The sequence below is a fragment of the Kribbella sp. NPDC055110 genome (assembly GCF_053607525.1).
In genome coordinates, this window is the sequence record NZ_JBSGTS010000020.1 from 112,827 (window position 1) to 128,373 (window position 15,547).

Annotated in this window: 12 protein-coding genes and 8 tRNA genes; 10 read left to right on the forward strand and 10 right to left on the reverse strand. The window is 68.1% G+C overall.

Annotated features, from left to right (window positions below):
* Positions 1-11: 11 nt before the first annotated feature.
* The 8 genes from ACWF0M_RS27415 (at position 12) to ACWF0M_RS27450 (ending at position 9,054) form a co-directional block, all read left to right on the forward strand.
* Positions 12-905 (forward strand): fumarylacetoacetate hydrolase family protein, encoded by an 894-nt coding sequence (locus ACWF0M_RS27415; RefSeq protein WP_452238585.1) that lies wholly within the window; start codon positions 12-14, stop codon positions 903-905.
* Positions 902-2,395: an aldehyde dehydrogenase (NADP(+)) gene (locus ACWF0M_RS27420; RefSeq protein WP_452238586.1), complete on the forward strand. Its 1,494-nt coding sequence runs from the start codon at positions 902-904 to the stop codon at positions 2,393-2,395. The genes ACWF0M_RS27415 and ACWF0M_RS27420 overlap by 4 nt, the downstream gene beginning before the upstream one ends.
* On the forward strand, positions 2,392-4,194 hold the full coding sequence (locus ACWF0M_RS27425; protein WP_452238587.1) for an IlvD/Edd family dehydratase: 1,803 nt from the start codon (positions 2,392-2,394) through the stop codon (positions 4,192-4,194). Before ACWF0M_RS27420 ends, ACWF0M_RS27425 begins: the two co-directional genes overlap by 4 nt.
* Positions 4,195-4,319: 125 nt before the next feature.
* Positions 4,320-5,564, forward strand: a complete 1,245-nt coding sequence (locus tag ACWF0M_RS27430; protein WP_452238588.1) for a DUF2088 domain-containing protein — start codon at positions 4,320-4,322, stop codon at positions 5,562-5,564.
* Entirely contained in the window at positions 5,561-6,427 is an 867-nt protein-coding gene (locus tag ACWF0M_RS27435; protein WP_452238589.1) for a U32 family peptidase, read from the forward strand. The genes ACWF0M_RS27430 and ACWF0M_RS27435 overlap by 4 nt, the downstream gene beginning before the upstream one ends.
* A 4-nt stretch (positions 6,428-6,431) precedes the next feature.
* Positions 6,432-7,790 carry an FAD-binding oxidoreductase gene (locus ACWF0M_RS27440; protein WP_452238590.1) on the forward strand — a complete coding sequence of 453 codons (1,359 nt, stop codon included), beginning with the start codon at positions 6,432-6,434 and terminating at the stop codon, positions 7,788-7,790.
* The gene (locus tag ACWF0M_RS27445; RefSeq protein WP_452238591.1) at positions 7,787-8,371 is read left to right on the forward strand and encodes an alpha-L-fucosidase; all 585 of its coding nucleotides are present in this window, start codon (positions 7,787-7,789) and stop codon (positions 8,369-8,371) included. The genes ACWF0M_RS27440 and ACWF0M_RS27445 overlap by 4 nt, the downstream gene beginning before the upstream one ends.
* A complete protein-coding gene (locus ACWF0M_RS27450; RefSeq protein WP_452238592.1) occupies positions 8,263-9,054 on the forward strand; it encodes an alpha-L-fucosidase in 792 nt (263 codons plus the stop codon). The genes ACWF0M_RS27445 and ACWF0M_RS27450 overlap by 109 nt, the downstream gene beginning before the upstream one ends.
* A 178-nt stretch (positions 9,055-9,232) precedes the next feature.
* On the opposite strand, the gene ACWF0M_RS27455 is transcribed toward ACWF0M_RS27450, so the two are convergent.
* The 10 genes from ACWF0M_RS27455 to ACWF0M_RS27500 all read right to left on the reverse strand — a co-directional run bounded on the left by ACWF0M_RS27455 (position 9,233) and on the right by ACWF0M_RS27500 (position 11,994).
* The gene (locus ACWF0M_RS27455; RefSeq protein WP_452238593.1) at positions 9,233-9,355 is read right to left on the reverse strand and encodes a hypothetical protein; all 123 of its coding nucleotides are present in this window, start codon (positions 9,353-9,355) and stop codon (positions 9,233-9,235) included.
* Positions 9,356-9,466: 111 nt separating this feature from the next.
* Positions 9,467-9,550: transfer RNA gene (locus ACWF0M_RS27460), tRNA-Tyr, on the reverse strand.
* Between the two features lie 34 nt (positions 9,551-9,584).
* Positions 9,585-9,675 (reverse strand) — tRNA-Ser (locus tag ACWF0M_RS27465).
* Positions 9,676-9,717: 42 nt separating this feature from the next.
* Entirely contained in the window at positions 9,718-10,908 is a 1,191-nt protein-coding gene (locus ACWF0M_RS27470) for an RtcB family protein (RefSeq protein ID WP_452238594.1), read from the reverse strand.
* 29 nt (positions 10,909-10,937) lie between these two features.
* A tRNA-Gln gene (locus ACWF0M_RS27475) sits at positions 10,938-11,010 on the reverse strand.
* A 33-nt stretch (positions 11,011-11,043) separates the two neighbouring features.
* Entirely contained in the window at positions 11,044-11,490 is a 447-nt protein-coding gene (locus ACWF0M_RS27480) for an HNH endonuclease (protein ID WP_452238595.1), read from the reverse strand.
* A 72-nt stretch (positions 11,491-11,562) separates the two neighbouring features.
* Positions 11,563-11,636 (reverse strand) — tRNA-Leu (locus ACWF0M_RS27485).
* Positions 11,637-11,676: 40 nt separating this feature from the next.
* Positions 11,677-11,750, reverse strand: a tRNA-His gene (locus tag ACWF0M_RS27490).
* A gap of 2 nt (positions 11,751-11,752) precedes the next feature.
* Positions 11,753-11,826, reverse strand: a tRNA-Arg gene (locus ACWF0M_RS27495).
* Positions 11,827-11,918: 92 nt separating this feature from the next.
* Positions 11,919-11,994, reverse strand: a tRNA-Pro gene (locus tag ACWF0M_RS27500).
* Positions 11,995-12,662: 668 nt separating this feature from the next.
* On the opposite strand from ACWF0M_RS27500, the gene ACWF0M_RS27505 reads away from it, so the two are divergent.
* Together ACWF0M_RS27505 and ACWF0M_RS27510 are read left to right on the forward strand one after the other, a co-directional pair.
* Positions 12,663-12,738 (forward strand) — tRNA-Thr (locus ACWF0M_RS27505).
* A gap of 325 nt (positions 12,739-13,063) precedes the next feature.
* The gene (locus ACWF0M_RS27510; RefSeq protein WP_452238596.1) at positions 13,064-15,460 is read left to right on the forward strand and encodes a TOTE conflict system archaeo-eukaryotic primase domain-containing protein; all 2,397 of its coding nucleotides are present in this window, start codon (positions 13,064-13,066) and stop codon (positions 15,458-15,460) included.
* Positions 15,461-15,547: the final 87 nt, after the last annotated feature.

Consider the following 15,547-nt stretch of genomic DNA (forward strand, 5'->3'; position numbering starts at 1 on the left):
GAGGTCTGTCCATGCACTTGGTCCGCTATCTGTCGCCGGTCGACGGCCGCCCGATCCCAGGTGTGCGCACCGGGGACAGCGTGGCTCCGATGCCGGGGGTGAACAGTTTCGCCGAACTGCTCCGGCTGTCCCTCGAGGAGCTGCGGGCGGAGGTCGACAAGGCCGGTGAGGCGTTGCCCGCCGGAGGGTTGACGTTCCTGCCGCCGCTCGACGGACGCGGCGAGGTGTGGTGCGCGGGCGTGACGTACGAGCGCTCGCGTGGCGCCCGGATGGAGGAGAGCACCGAGCAGTCGGTCTACGACAAGGTCTACACCGCCGACCGGCCCGAGCTGTTCCAGAAGGCGCCGGCCTGGCGGGTGGTCGTCGACGGCGAGCCGGTCGGGATCCGGTCCGACTCCGGTCACGACGTACCCGAGCCGGAGCTGGCGGTCGTCGCCAACAGTCACGGCGAGATCGTCGGGTTCACGGTCTGCAACGACATGAGCTCGCGGTCGATCGAAGGCGTCAACCCGCTGTACGTGCCGCAGGCGAAGCTGTTCGCGGGCGGTTGTGCGCTGGCGTCCGGGATCCGGCCGGTGTGGGAGGTCGCGGACCCCAAGAAGCTGGGTATCAGCCTGGTGATCCGCCGCGGCGGCGATGACGCGTTCAGCGGTACGACGTCCACCGAGAAGCTGGTGCGCGAGCTCCAGGACCTGATCGACGTACTGTTCCTGCCGAACGACTTCCCCGACGGCGTGATCCTCGCGACCGGCACCGGCATCGTCCCGGAGCTGGGCTTCGCCCTGGCCGAGGGCGACGTCATCACGATCACCATCGACGAGGTCGGCACCCTGACGAACACCGTAGCCACCGGCCGGAAACCGTTCGCGTTCCTGGCAACCGACAACCTGGAGGGACTCCGATGACCGCGGGCTCCAACAACCCGACCGCCGTCGGCACCGCGCCGGTCGCCGACACCACCCCGGCCGAGCTGGAGCACGCACTTGCCGCGGCTGCTGCGGCTGCACCGGCCTTCGGCTCGTCCGAGCCTTCCGTTCGGGCGGGGTGGATTCGCGCCGTCGCCGACGCGCTGGATGCGGCCTCCGGTGAACTGGTGCCGATCGCGATGCGCGAGAGCTCGCTTCCTCAGGCGCGTCTGGCCGGCGAGGTCGCCCGCAGCACCGGCCAATTGCGGATGTTCGCGGACGCGCTCGAAGAGGGTTCGCTCCTGGAAGTCACCATCGACACCCTGGACCCGCAGGCCAAGCCCGTCCCGCGTCCCGACCTCCGCCGCGTCCTCGTGCCCCTCGGCCCGGTCCTGGTGTTTGCCGCCAGCAACTTCCCGTTCGCGTTCAGCGTTTGCGGCGGCGACACCGCGTCCGCGCTCGCGGCCGGCTGCCCGGTGATCGTCAAGGCCCACCCTGGCCACCCGGAGCTGTCCGCCCGGACCTCCGAGGTGATGATCGAGGCCCTGAAGGCAGCCGGTGCGCCGGACGGGACGTTCGGCCTGATCGCAGGCTTCGACGTCGGCGTGACGGCGCTCAAGGACCCGCGGATCACCGCCGCCGGCTTCACCGGTTCGGTCCCGGCCGGCAAGGCACTGCACGAGATCGCGGCCACGCGCCCGGAGCCGATCCCCTTCTACGGCGAGCTCGGCAGCCTCAACCCGGTCTTCGTCACCCAAGCAGCGATCGATGCCCGCGGCAAGGACATCGCGAGCGGGTACGTCGGTTCGTTCACCCTCGGCGTCGGGCAGTTCTGCACCAAGCCCGGACTGCTCTTCCTGCCGTCCGGCCACGGCCTACAGGAGCAACTGTCCGAAGCGGCCGGTGGTGTCGCCGAGGCGCCGATGCTGAACGACCGCATCAAGGACGGCTTCAGGTCCGGTCTCGACCGCCTGGAGAAGGTCAATGGCGTACGCGTCTGGGCCTCCGGTGGCGCGACCCTCCTCCAGACCACGGTGACCGAGCTGCTCGCCCGGCGTGACGAGATCCTCGAGGAGTGCTTCGGCCCGGTCTCGATCGTTGTCGAGTACTCCTCGCTCGATGACCTGCGCGCAGCCGTCGAGGCTTTTGACGGCAACCTGACCGCAACGCTGCATGCGGAGGACACGGACGCCGAGCTCGCGCGCGACCTGCTCCCGCTGCTGACCGCTCGCGCGGGTCGTGTGCTGTGGAACGGCTGGCCGACCGGCGTCGCGGTGTCGTGGGCCCAGCACCACGGCGGGCCGTTCCCGTCGACGGTCGGCTCGATCCACACCAGCGTCGGTGTGACTGCGGCGCGGCGGTTCCAGCGTCCGGTCGTGTACCAGGACGCTCCGGATGCGGTGCTGCCCGACGTACTGAAGGACTCGAACCCGGCCGGGATCAGCCGCCGGGTCAACGGAACCGTGACCACAGGTGAGGTGTCGCGATGACTGATCAGCCACCGACGGACGAGCGCGCTGTCGACGAGCCGGACGAGCCGATCGGGTTGCGGAGCTTCGACCACTGGTTCGGGGAGAAGGGCCGGAACGGGTTCATCCACCGGTCCTGGATGAAGTCGCAGGGCTTCTCCGAGGAGGCGTTCGACGGGCGCCCGGTGATCGGGATCTGCAACACCTGGTCCGAGCTCACCCCGTGCAACGCGCACCTGCGCCGGCTCGCCGACTCGGTGAAGCGCGGCGTCTGGCAGGCCGGCGGGTTTCCGCTGGAGTTTCCGGTCATGTCGCTCGGCGAGACGCTGCTGCGGCCGACCGCGATGCTGTTCCGGAACCTGCTCAGCATGGACGTGGAGGAGTCGCTGCGCGGCAATCCGCTCGACGGCGTCGTACTGCTGACCGGCTGTGACAAGACCACTCCCGGTTCGATCATGGGCGCCGCCAGCGTCGACCTGCCGACCGTCGTCGTCACCGGCGGTCCGATGTTGAACGGTAAATTCCGCGGCTGCGACATCGGCTCCGGTACGGCGGTCTGGCGGTTCACGCAGGACCTCAACGCCGGCCGGATGTCGGCCGAGGACTTCGCGGCGGCCGAGGCCGGCCAGTCGCGCAGCAACGGCCACTGCATGACGATGGGCACGGCGTCCACGATGGCCTGTATGGCGGAGGCGCTCGGCCTGCAGTTGACCGGGTCCGCGGCGATCCCGGCGGTCGACTCCCGCCGGTACGTGATCGCGCAGAAGTCCGGGCAGCGGATCGTCGAGATGGTCAAGGAAGACCTGAAGATCAGCGACATCCTGACCCGCGACGCCTTCGCGAACGCGGTCCGGGCGAACGCGGCGATCGGCGGTTCGACGAACTTCGTCATCCACCTGCTCGCGATCGCCGGCCGGGTCGGCGTCGACGTGACACTGGACGACATCGACGAGTGGGCGCGCGGCGTCCCGTGGCTGGTCGACCTGCAGCCGTCGGGCAAGTACCTGATGGAGGACTTCTACTACGCCGGCGGCCTGCCCGCGGTACTGAAGGAGATCCTCCCGCTGCTCAAGACCGACGCGATCACGGTCACCGGCAAGACGATCGGCGAGAACGTCGCGAACGCGGAGCGGATCGAGGCGACGTACCCCGGTGGCGCTCCAGGAAGTCCGACGTACGCCGTGATTCGGCCGGTCGGCGATCCGCTGGGCAGTGGCGCGGGAACCGCCGTACTGAAGGGGAATCTCGCGCCGGACGGTGCGGTGATCAAGCAGTCCGCGGCGTCGGAGCGGCTGTCGCGGCATCGTGGCAAGGCGCTGGTGTTCAGCAGTATCGAGGAGTACGACAAGGCAGTCGAGGACCCGGAGCTCGACGTCGACGAGGACACCGTGCTGGTCCTGCAGAACGCGGGGCCGCGCGGGTATCCCGGGATGCCCGAGGTCGGAAACATGACGATTCCGCGCAAGCTCGCGGAGATCGGCGTCGACGACATGGTGCGCATTTCGGACGCGCGGATGAGCGGTACGGCGTACGGCACCGTCGTACTGCACGTCACGCCGGAGGCCGCTGTGGGTGGGCCGTTGGCGCTGGTACGGACGGGCGACTGGATCGAGCTCGACGTACCGGCTCGGCGGTTGCATCTCGACGTATCGGATGAGGAGCTGGAGAAGCGACGAGCTGACTGGCAGCCGCCTGTGCCGCCGACGGACCGCGGGTGGGCCCGCCTGTACGTCGACCACGTAACCCAGGCCAACCAGGGCTGCGACCTCGACTTCCTCGTAGGCCGAACCGGCCCCACCGTCGGCCGCCAGAGCCACTGATGTCTACGTCATCCCCTCCCTCCTCGTCCCACCCGTCCTCTTCTCACCCGCCGAGCGAAGCGAGGCGGGGTTGGGGTCCCTTCGAAGGGATCCGAGGTCTGCGCCCGACCGGGACTCTTCCGCAGGTGACGCCGATCCGGCGGATTCTTTCGGATCTGCCGACCTCGGCCGACCCGTACGCCGACGCGCGGGCGGCGCTCGAGCCGCTTCGGGGACGGATCGTGCCGGATGCCCGCATTGCGGTGACCGCGGGCAGTCGGGGCATTCACGATCTGGTGCCCGTGGTGAAAGCGGCCGTGGACTGGCTCCGGGACGCCGGCGCTGTGCCGTTCGTGATCCCCGCGATGGGCTCGCACGGCGGCGCGACCGCGGACGGCCAGCGGGAGATGCTCGAAGGCCTCGGAATCACCCCGGAAACCGTTGGCTGCCCCATCGAAGCCACGATGGAGACCGTGGTCGTCGGCACCCTGCCCGACGGTACCGAAGTACACCACGACGCGATCGCCGCCAAGGCGGACGGCGTACTGCTGGTGAACCGCGTCAAACCGCACACCGATTTCCGCGGCCCGATCGAGAGCGGGATCGCCAAGATCCTCGCGATCGGACTCGGCAACCACCTCGGCGCCGCCTCCCTGCACGCCGGCGGCATCCCGTCGCTCGGCGCCAACATCGAGGCCGCCGCCCGGATGGTGGTTGCACAAGGCAAGATCCTCGGCGGACTCGCGATCCTGGAGAACGCCCGTGAGCAGACCGCCGCGGTCGAGCTGCTCCAAGCCGACGGGATCGCCGAAGCAGCCGAGAACGCCTTACTGCAAAGGGCTTCCGGCCTCCTCGGACGGCTTCCGTTCGACCAGCTCGACGTACTGGTGGTCGACGAGCTGGGCAAGGACAAGTCCGGCGCCGGGATGGACACCAACGTGATCGGCCGGTGCTGGGTGCACGGGATCCCCGAGTTCGAGTCGCCGTCGATCGCCGCGATCAGCGTGCACTCGCTGTCTCCGGCCTCGCACGGAAACGCCTCCGGCCTCGGCCTCGCGGACGTGATCCCGGCCCGGCTGCTGGAGCAGATCGACCTGCAGGCGAGCTACGTGAACGCGCTCACCTCCGGCGCCGGCGGCGCGCGCCGTTCGCGGTTGCCGATGGTGATGGAGGACGACGAGGCCGCCGTACTCGCGGCCGTGACGATGTGCGGACGACGGCACTGGTCCGAGCTCCGGCTGGCCCGGATCCAGGACACGCTGTCGCCGAACGAGCTGATGGTGACACCGGCCCTGCTGGCCGAGGCGGCCGAACGATTCGACCTGGAGATCACCGGTACGGCGCGGGACCTGGCGTCGGCCGGGCGACTCGGACCTTGGAGCGAGACATGAACCTTCGCGAAGCACGTGCGCTGCTCGCCGATCGCGGCTTCCGGCCGGGCGAGACGTCGACGAAAACGTTTTCCGACGGGTCGCCGTACAAGGTGGAGATCCCGTCCTGCGAAGGCCCGCGGGTGCTGACCGCGGTCCTGGAGGAGGCCAAGGAGCGCGGCGTCACGATCGACCGGGTGTCGCAGGGCAGCGGCGTGATGATGCTGACCGACGGCGAGATCGAGGAGATGCTCTCGCTGGGTGCCGGCGCCGGCGTCGAGGTCTGCCTGTTCCTCGGGCCGCGGGGTTCCTGGGACATCGGCGGTCAGGCGAAGGTGTCGGCCGCGGTCGGTGGTGTTGCGCGGGGCAACGATCAGGTGGCGGCGTCGTTGTGCGACGCGTTCCGCGCGGTCGAACTCGGCGTACGGAGCCTGCTGGTCGGCGACATCGGCGTACTCGAGATCCTTGGTCAGTTGAAGATCGAGGGCGAGTTGCCGGCGGATCTGGTGCTGAAGACCTCGGTGTTGATGCCGTTGCCTAACGCACCGACTGCCCGGCTGTACGAGCGCCTCGGCGCGACCAGCCTGAACGTGTCGACCGACCTACCGGTGCCGGTTCTCGCGGAGATCCGATCGGTGACGACGGTGCCGATCGACATGTACATCGAGGTCCCCGACGACCAGGGCGGCCACGTCCGCTTCTACGACGTACCGGAGGTCGTCCGTGTGGCGGCGCCGGTGTATCTCAAGATGGGCCTGCGGAACGCCCCGAACATCTACCCGGTCGGGGCGCATCTGATCGGTACTGCGGAAGCTCTCGGACGGGAGCGGGTACGGCGCGCGGAGCTGATCCTGCGGCTGCTTGCGGAACAAGATGAGGGATGAATTCGTGGACCGACTGCGGTCGGTCCTGGGAGACGGTGCGGTCGTCGACGATCCCGATGTACTGGACAGTCATCGCAACGATCACGCCAAGTTCTGCACCGCCGGGGTGCCGCGGGCGCTCGTGCGTCCGTCGTCGACCGCGGAGGTCGTCGAGGTGGTTCGGGCTGCTGGTGAGGCCGGTGTTCCGATCGTGACGCAGGGCGCGCGTACGGGATTGTCGGGTGCCGCGAACGCGATCGACGGGTGCTTGTTGCTGTCGACGTCCCGGATGGCGCAGATCCTCGAGATCTCGGCCGAGGACCAGGTTGCTGTGGTCCAGCCGGGCGTCGTGAACGCTCAGCTGTCGCGCGCCGTGCTGGACCAGGGCCTGTTCTATCCGCCGGATCCGTCGTCGTGGGAGATGTCGACCGTCGGCGGGAACATCGCGACGAACGCAGGCGGATTGTGCTGCGTGAAGTACGGCGTGACCTCGGACTTCGTGCGCGGACTCGAAGTGGTGCTGGCGTCCGGTGAGGTGGTGCGCACCGGGCGGCGGTCGGCGAAGGGCGTCGCCGGGTACGACCTCACACGGCTGATCGTCGGGTCCGAGGGCACGCTCGGAGTGGTGACCGAGGCGACGCTGTCGTTGCGCCCCGCGCCCGAGGCGGCGTTGACCGCGGCGGCGACGTTCCGGTCCATCGAGGACGGGATCGCGGCCGCTGCCGCCGTCATGGCCTCGGGTCTGCGTCCGTCGTTGCTCGAGTTCCTGGACCAGCCGACGCTACGGGCGATCCAGAACTACCGGGACATGGGTCTGCCCGAGGACGCCGGTTCGATGCTGCTCGCCCAGTCCGACCGGGGGCCGCGTGCTGCCGAGGACGTCGCGCGGATCGCGGAGATCTGTACGGCGCACGGCGCGGTCGACGTCGCCGAGGCGTCCGACGCGGAAGAGTCCCGCATGCTGCTCGAGGCGCGCCGGCTGGTGAACGCCGCGCTGGAGCCGTTGGGTACGACGCTGATCGACGACGTCGCCGTACCGCGGTCGCAGTTGATCACACTGCTCCGCGGCATCGCGGAGATCGGCGCGAAGTACGACGTACTGATTTGTTGCCCTGGGCATGTAGGTGACGGGAATATGCACCCGACCGTGGTCTTCGACCCGGGTGATGCCGCTGCTGAGGCGCGGGCGTTGGAGGCGTTCGGTGCCGTGATGCAACTGGGGCTGCAGCTCGGCGGGACGATCACGGGGGAGCACGGGATCGGGACGTTGAAGGCGCGCTGGCTCGAGACCGAACTCGGGCCGGTCGGGCTCGAACTGCATCGACGGATCAAGGCCGCCTTCGATCCGTCGAACCTGTTCAACCCCGGGAAGGTGCTGCTGTGATCGATCCCTCCGCTGTCCGCCCGTCGCCGCGGCAGCTCGCGTGGCAGCAGCAGGAGCTGACCGCGTTCGTGCACTTCGGCCCGAATACGTTCACCGACCTGGAGTGGGGGACCGGCGTCGACGATCCGGCGGTGTTCGATCCGTCGGCGCTGGACTGCTCGCAATGGGTTGCCGCGCTGGTGTCCGCGGGGTTCAAGAGCGTAATCCTGACGGCCAAGCATCACGACGGATTCTGTTTGTGGCCGAGCAAGTACCTGCCGCATACTGTTGCCGCGTCGCCCTATTCCGGTGATGTCGTCGCGGAACTGTCGGCTGCTTGCCAGGCGGGTGGGCTCGGCTTCGGGGTGTATCTGTCGCCGGCAGATCTCTACCAGGAGAAGGCGTCGGGCGGGTACTACGGCAACGGGAGCCCCGCGGTGGCTTCGCAGATCGGTGAGTTCTCGTACGTCGTGGACGACTACAACCGAACCAGTTGCACGAACTTCTCACGTCGTACGGGCCGATCGCAGAGGTCTGGCTGGACGGGGCGAATCCGACGAGTAGTGCGCAGAGCTATTCGTACGACGCGTGGTTCGACCTGATCCGGCAGCTTGCGCCCGACGCGACGATCGCGATCGGTGGGCCGGACGTGCGGTGGGTCGGCAACGAGGACGGGTTCGCGCGAGAGACCGAGTGGAGCGTCGTACCGTTCGTTGACGGGCGGATGGTGGCCTCACAAACGGCGGTCGACGTTGCGGGTCCGGAGTTGATGGCGAAGGCTGATGAGTTGCGGTGGTATCCGGCCGAAGTCGACGTGTCGATCCGGCCCGGATGGTTCTACCACGCGTCCGAGGACGCGGCGGTGAAGTCGTTGCCGGAGCTCCTGGACATCTATCGCAAGTCGGTCGGGCGGAACGCCGTACTGCTGCTGAACATCCCGCCTGATCGGCGAGGTCTGTTCGCGGATCCGGATGTCGAGGCGCTGGCGGCTTTTGGCGCGGCGGTGCGGGAGTACTACGACACCGCGGTCGCGTTGCCGGGCGAGGTCAACGTGCTTGATCTGCGCGAGGACATCGCGGCCGGTCAGCAGGTCGAATCGTTCGCCGTGGACGGCTTCGTCGACGGTGCGTGGACCGAGATCGCCCGCGGTACGACGATCGGACATCGACGTCTGCTGCCGCTGCAGTCGCCTGTCACGGCTGACGACGTACGCCTCCGCATCCTCTCCACCCGCGCCGAAGCCGAACTGACCCTGTCCGTCCACTTCGACCCGACCATCGCCTGAGTCCCCCTGCCTGGAGTCGAACCAGGAACCGAGCCTTCGGAGAGCCCGGCGAGATTCCGTCACCAGGGGGTTGGTGTACGTAAGGACAGGTAGTGCACCGGCGAGACGCTGTACGCGCGAACGTCTGCACGCTCAGGTGCACTAGGTCGCTGCCGGACACTACCTGTCCTTGTGTTCGCTACTCCTCGACTGAGACCACGCGGGTCCAGTCGGAGCATTCGGCCTCGCACCACACGTGATCCCCGCGATGCGCGATCCGGTCGCGCTGCACATGCCCGCAGGCAAGCAGCACGCGTCGCATCGAGTGACCCTGCTGGACCGGAGCACCGGTCCTGCCGCCAGGCACTCGCTTCCTGTTCCTGAGGTCGGCCATGGCCGGTCCTCCTCTCTTGTCCTATCTGTTCTTCTTGCGTGCAGGAGGCAGGATTCGAACCTGCTCAGCCCGAAGGCAACGGGTTTACAGCCCGTCCCGCCTCTCCCACGACGGCGCTCCTGCCTGGCAGGGCGGCCGGTCGTTCCCGGCCGCCCAGCGGTGAGGGCGAGATTCGAACTCGCGGGCCGACATGTCAGCCGACCGACGGTTTAGCAAACCGCTGCCTCTGCCCACAGGCGGACCTCACCAAAGGGTCCCTGCCGTGTCCCCTGACCACGGCAGGAACCTGTTCAGCCCTTCACGCAGATGACCTGCTTGAGGTGGGCGACGACCTCGACCAGGTCGGACTGGGCGGCGATGACCGAGTCGATGTCCTTGTAGGCGGCGGGGATCTCGTCGATCACGCCGGCGTCCTTGCGGGACTCGACGCCGGCCGTCTGCGCGACCAGATCGTCCACCGTGAACCGCCGCTTCGCCTCGTTACGGCTCATCCGCCGGCCCGCCCCGTGTGAGGCCGAGTAGAACGAGCGCTCCGAACCGAGCCCGCGGACGACGTACGAACCGGTGCCCATCGACCCCGGAATCAGCCCGAGGTCCCCGCACCCCGCCCGGATCGCACCCTTGCGGGTGACGAGCAGGTCGAGCCCGTCGATGTGCTCCTCGGCCACGTAGTTGTGGTGGCACGAGATCGGCTGCTCGAACCGTACGTCGACCTCGAACGACTCCCGCACCGCCTGCATTACCAGCGCGAGCATGACGGCCCGGTTCCGGGCGGCGTACTCCTGCGCCCACGTGAGGTCGCGACGGTACGCGTCCATCTCCGGCGTACCGGACAGGAACACCGCCAGGTCACGGTCCGGGAGATCCGCGTTGTGCGGCAGGTTCCGGGCGATCCGCATGTGCCGCTCCGCGAGCTCCTTGCCGATGTTCCGGCTGCCGGAGTGCAGCATCAGCCACACGCGGTCCTCGTCGTCGAGGCAGACCTCAATAAAGTGGTTGCCCCCGCCTAGCGATCCCATCTGCTGCTTGGCCTTGCGCTCCCGGTCCTGCACCCCGTCGTGCAGACTCGTGAACGCGCCCCACAGCTTGTCCCACGGACGCGGATCCAGGCCGAGCCGACGTACGCCGATCTGGTCCTCGTGAGCCCGGAAGCCCACAGGTACGGCGGCTTCGATCCGCGACCGGATCGCCGACAGGTCGTCCGGCAGATCCGAAGCCGTCAACGAGGTCAGGACACCTTCCATCCCGCACCCGATGTCGACCCCGACCGCGGCCGGCGACACGGCCTGGTACATCGCGATCACGGACCCGACAGTCGCGCCCTTACCGAGATGCACATCCGGCATCACCCGGACGCCATGCACCCACGGCAGCGCCGCAATGTTCCGCAGCTGCTGCAGGGCCCGCGCGCCCACCTCATGCTCCTGCGCCCACATCAGCGTGGAGCTCTTGGCCCCACTCAACTCGATCGGAAACTCCACGATTCCCCTCCTTGTCCGACGGCATGCAGCTGCCAGGGCAGGGCTCGAACCTGCGGGGCCTCGGGTCAGAACCGAGGATGGGTCACCGTCGCCCACCTGGCATCGCGCTCGTCGGCGGCACCGGTGGGTGTCGCGTCAGAGCGCTATCTCGGCACGGGAAGGGACCCACGGCTGCCACCGCAGCGGCATGCCGGCCTCTTCCGGTGTTCGCGAGCCCTTCTTCTCGTTGCACGCCGCGTGTGCGGCGACCGCGTTCAGCCATTCACCTCGACCGCCGCGTGATCGTGGGATCACGTGGTCCATCGTGGTGGCGCCCAGCTTGCCGCAGTACGCGCAGGTGTACTTGTCGCGCTTCAGTACGCCGGCCCGCGTGTACTGCAGGCCGCCGGAGGCGTAGCGCCACTTCATCACGACGTACCGGACGAGGCGCAGCACGCGAGGGAGGGGGAACGGTCCGATGCTGGCGCCGTCGTGGGCTTCCTCGACGACGGCGACCTCCCGGACGAGCATCCGGATGGCGTGCGGGATCGACACGACGTGCAGCTGCTCGTACGAGGCGTTCAGAACGATCACACCGCTCATGTGGTTCCTCCTCCCTTCCAGTGTGCCCGACCCGCGGTCAGCAGGTCGGCGAAATCGGTGTCGGTCAGTGTGTGCGGCCCCAGGGATTCGAACCCTGAACCTCCTGGTTCTAAGCCAGGCGCCTCTCCCAGTTGGGCCAGAGCCGCGCGCGTACGCCGTACGCTGCGTGAGCACGTCGTACTCGAGGGTGTCCGGCGGGGCTCGAACCCGCTTCCTCCGGGGTCACGTCCCGGTGCATCGCCCGCTTCTGCCTCGGACACAGCACGCCCGGCAGGATTCGAACCTGCACCCTCCTGCTTCGTAGGCAGGCGCTCTGTCCGGTTGAGCCACGGGCGTCCGGTGCCCTGCGCCGGATGTACTGCGGATTTCCGTCGCAGGGCACGCATGCGGCGCCCGCTCGGCCGGTAGCTGAGCATCCTGCGGGCGCCTGGTCCAGTTGGAGGGACTCGAACCCCCGATCTCCTCAACCCAAATGAGGTGGCCTGGCCGCTGGCCTACAACTGGTCCTCTCCCGGGCCCGAGAAGTCCCGGGAGAAATGCGATGAATGTCCAGTTGTCAATTGTGCGTGCCGATATCCGTGAATACCGGAAGAAAGCATCGGTGAAAGAAATCCCGTGACCGGGCAAAAGAAAAGAGCCGCCTGCTGCCGGTGCCCGGCTCAGACGGCTCCTGGAGATATCCCCAGTCGGAGATCACCCAGGCGGGCCGCCCATGCGCAGGCTGAGCTGGTGGTAGAAGGTCTCGGCGCCCACGGATCGCAGGCACGCCGGCAAAGCCATGCGGCCACGCCGCCAGGCTTCGTTCGCGCTGCACGATCCGTACACGATCTTCTCCTCAGGGTCTTTGGTCTTGCGGGAATTAGTCTCACCCAACACCCACAACCAAGTCAACGCATTTCCTCGAACAATCATTCCCGCACTATTCCAACGCCCCTCCGACGCGTGCAACCCCACACCGGTTCCGGCCCGCCGCCCCACAGACATTCCGGTACGCCGGCCCGCCCGGTTCCGCCGTACCGGGTGCTCGCCCCGCACCGGTCCGGCGTACGGCGTGCTCACCCCGCCCGTCCTCCGGGTGACCCCGACCACACCCCGCGCCCCGCCGTACCGCTCCCCAAGGATCCGATTCGAAATCCTCCCCCTCCTCCCGCTACACTCTTGCCTCGGCACCCGCCGCCTTAGCTCAGTCGGCAGAGCGTCTCACTCGTAATGAGAAGGTCGTCGGTTCGATTCCGACAGGCGGCTCCACCAAGGCCCCTCTGACCAGGCAAAACGCCCCACGTCAGAGGGGCTTCCTCTCGTCTCGGATGTACCAGGTACGGGCAAAGAGTACGCACAGCGCAGCTCTTGGCGAAACGCGCGATGCTTCGTCTGGCGGGAGCACTTCGGTGGTCAGGCTGAGGCGGGACACGCGGCGGCGTTCTGAGCGCTCAGGGGGTCAACGGCCGGGGTAGGACCGTGCAGCGTTGGATCGATCAACTGACCGGAGGCCAGGTTCCGGGAGATGTCGACCCGCAGTCCAAAGTCGGCGCTGAGGGATGAGGGCGGTCTTACGCCCTGGCAGGATAGCCGCGTGAGTCTCGGTGACGATCGCGATAGCGGCGGCCTTGGCCTGCGTCGTGAGCTGTCCGAGCTGCGGGCCGAGCGAGACCGGCTGCGGGTCGAGAACGCGCGGCTGTCCCGACTGCTGGAGCTGGGAGGCCAGGACACCACGCCCGTGGCCGAGCAACTCGCGGCCCCTATCGGGGCTGGCGGGCTGGTGTCGATGGCAGGTTCGACGCCACAGCAGAAGCTTGCCCTCTACCTGGACCTGTTCCGTGCCAGGAACGACACTTACGCCAAGCACTGGGAGGACCCGCGCACGGGAAGGAAGGGATGGATGCCCGTGGCGGCGGGTGGGTGGCGCAAGGGTATGAGCCGCGCGACCGCCCGTCTGCTCCCGCTGACTCCGGATGTCGTCGCGGAGCACCTGGCCGCACGGTCGCGGCAGGATCTGTTCATCGGCCTGTACCCGATGCTCCCGGATAACACCTGCTGGTGGCTGGCTTCCGACTTCGACGGCCAGACCGCGATGCTCGACGCCCTGGCGTACGTCAAGGCCGCTCGAACTGCAGGCGTCCCCGCTGCGCTAGAGATCTCCCAGTCCGGTGCCGGGGCACACGTGTGGATCTTCTTCACCGAGGCGATCCCAGCCCAGACGGCACGCGCGGTCGGGACCGCGCTGATCCACGAGGCCATCCTCCAGCGCGGCGTCATGAGCCTAGGCTCCTATGACCGTCTGTTCCCAAGCCAGGACGTACTGCCCGGCTCTGGCCCTGGCAACCTGATCGCCGCACCGCTCCACGGCAACCGCCGCAAGAACGGGCTCACGCTCTTCCTCGACCCGGCCACGCTGGAACCGTACGAGGACCAGTGGGCGTTCCTCTCGACGCTCGACCGGCTCACCCCGGGTGACGCCGCCCGTCTCGCCCGTAAGGCGTCACGCGCCACCGTTGGCCGCGACGTCACGACCCTGGCACGAGCCGAGTCCACCAAGGTGCACCCGCCCATGCCGCCGGTTGTGCGCGCCGAAATCGCCGCCGGCATGGTCCTGGACGCGACCGCCCTTCCGCCCGCTGCTCTTGCGACTTTCAAGCATGCCGCATCGATGGCGAATCCGAAGTTCTACGAGCTGCAACGGCTGCGCAAGTCGACCTGGGACACCCCACGGTTCGTTACCGGCTATGAACTGACCCTGGATGAGAGGCTTGTCCTGCCTCGCGGACTCCGGCACCTGGTCACCGGCATCGTAGAGCGCAGCGGCGCCCGCCTCGATGTCACCGACAACCGGATTGCGGGCACGGAGATCGACGTTGCGCTCATCGGCGAACTGGCCGACCGGCAGGCCGCGGCAGTCGGTGAGTTGCTCGCGCACGACGACGGCGTCCTGGTCGCCCCGCCAGGATCGGGCAAGACCGTTATGGCGTGCGCGATCATCGCCGAACGAGCGGTGTCCACACTGATCCTGGTCGACCGCAAGGCCCTCGCCGACCAATGGCGGACTCGACTGGCCGAGTTCCTCGGCCTCAAACCAGGACAGCTCGGCGGAGGACGGACCAAACTAACGGGGATCGTCGATGTCGCCATGCTGCCCACCCTGGCCAGGCACGACGACGTCGAGAACCTGACTGCCGGATACGGGCAGGTCATCGTCGATGAAGCGCACCACATCGCCGCAGCCGCCTACGACCACTCGGTCAAGAAGATCGCCGCCCGGTACTGGCTCGGTCTCACTGCCACCCCCGACCGCCGCGACGGTCTCGGTGAACTCCTGCGCTGGCAGCTCGGACCGGTCCGGCACACGATGACTGACGAGATACCCGGGACGCTGACCGAAGCAGCCGGTACCAGTGCAGGACCGGCGCGAGTGCTGCATGTGCACGAGACCGTCTTCACCGCAGCAGACATCGCCCAGGACGCTCCTTCACCTATCGCCGAGGCTCACCGGGCACTCACCGTCGACAAAGACCGCAACGAGCAGATCCTCGACGACGTCCACGCCTCTCTCACCCAGGGGCGCAACTGCTTGATCCTGACCCGCCGGGTAGCCCACCTCGAAACGCTGACCTCGCTCCTGGCCGGTCGCGGCCACGAACCGCTTGTGCTCCAGGGCGGCATGCCCGCCAAGGAACGGCGTGCCATCGTCGAACGACTCACCGACGCCAGGGCCGGGGACGGAGTCCTGGTCGTGGGCACGACACCGTTCGTCGGCGAAGGGTTCGACGCACCGGCCCTGGACACCCTGTTCCTCGCGGCGCCGATCTCCTTCGATGGACTCCTGCTCCAGTGCGCAGGGCGAGTCGTGCGCCCAGCACCCGGCAAGACCGTCGCTGAGGTTCACGACTACCACGACCCACTCGTCCCGTTGCTGGCTGCCTCGCTCCAGCGACGCATGCCCGGGTACAGGCGGCTGCGATTCGAGCGGGTCTGACGACGGCACTCTCGGCACGGGCGGCAATCGTTGCTGGTCGGCCCGTTGACGGACGTGTCGACGAGGTCGGCTTGACTGGTCCGGCGG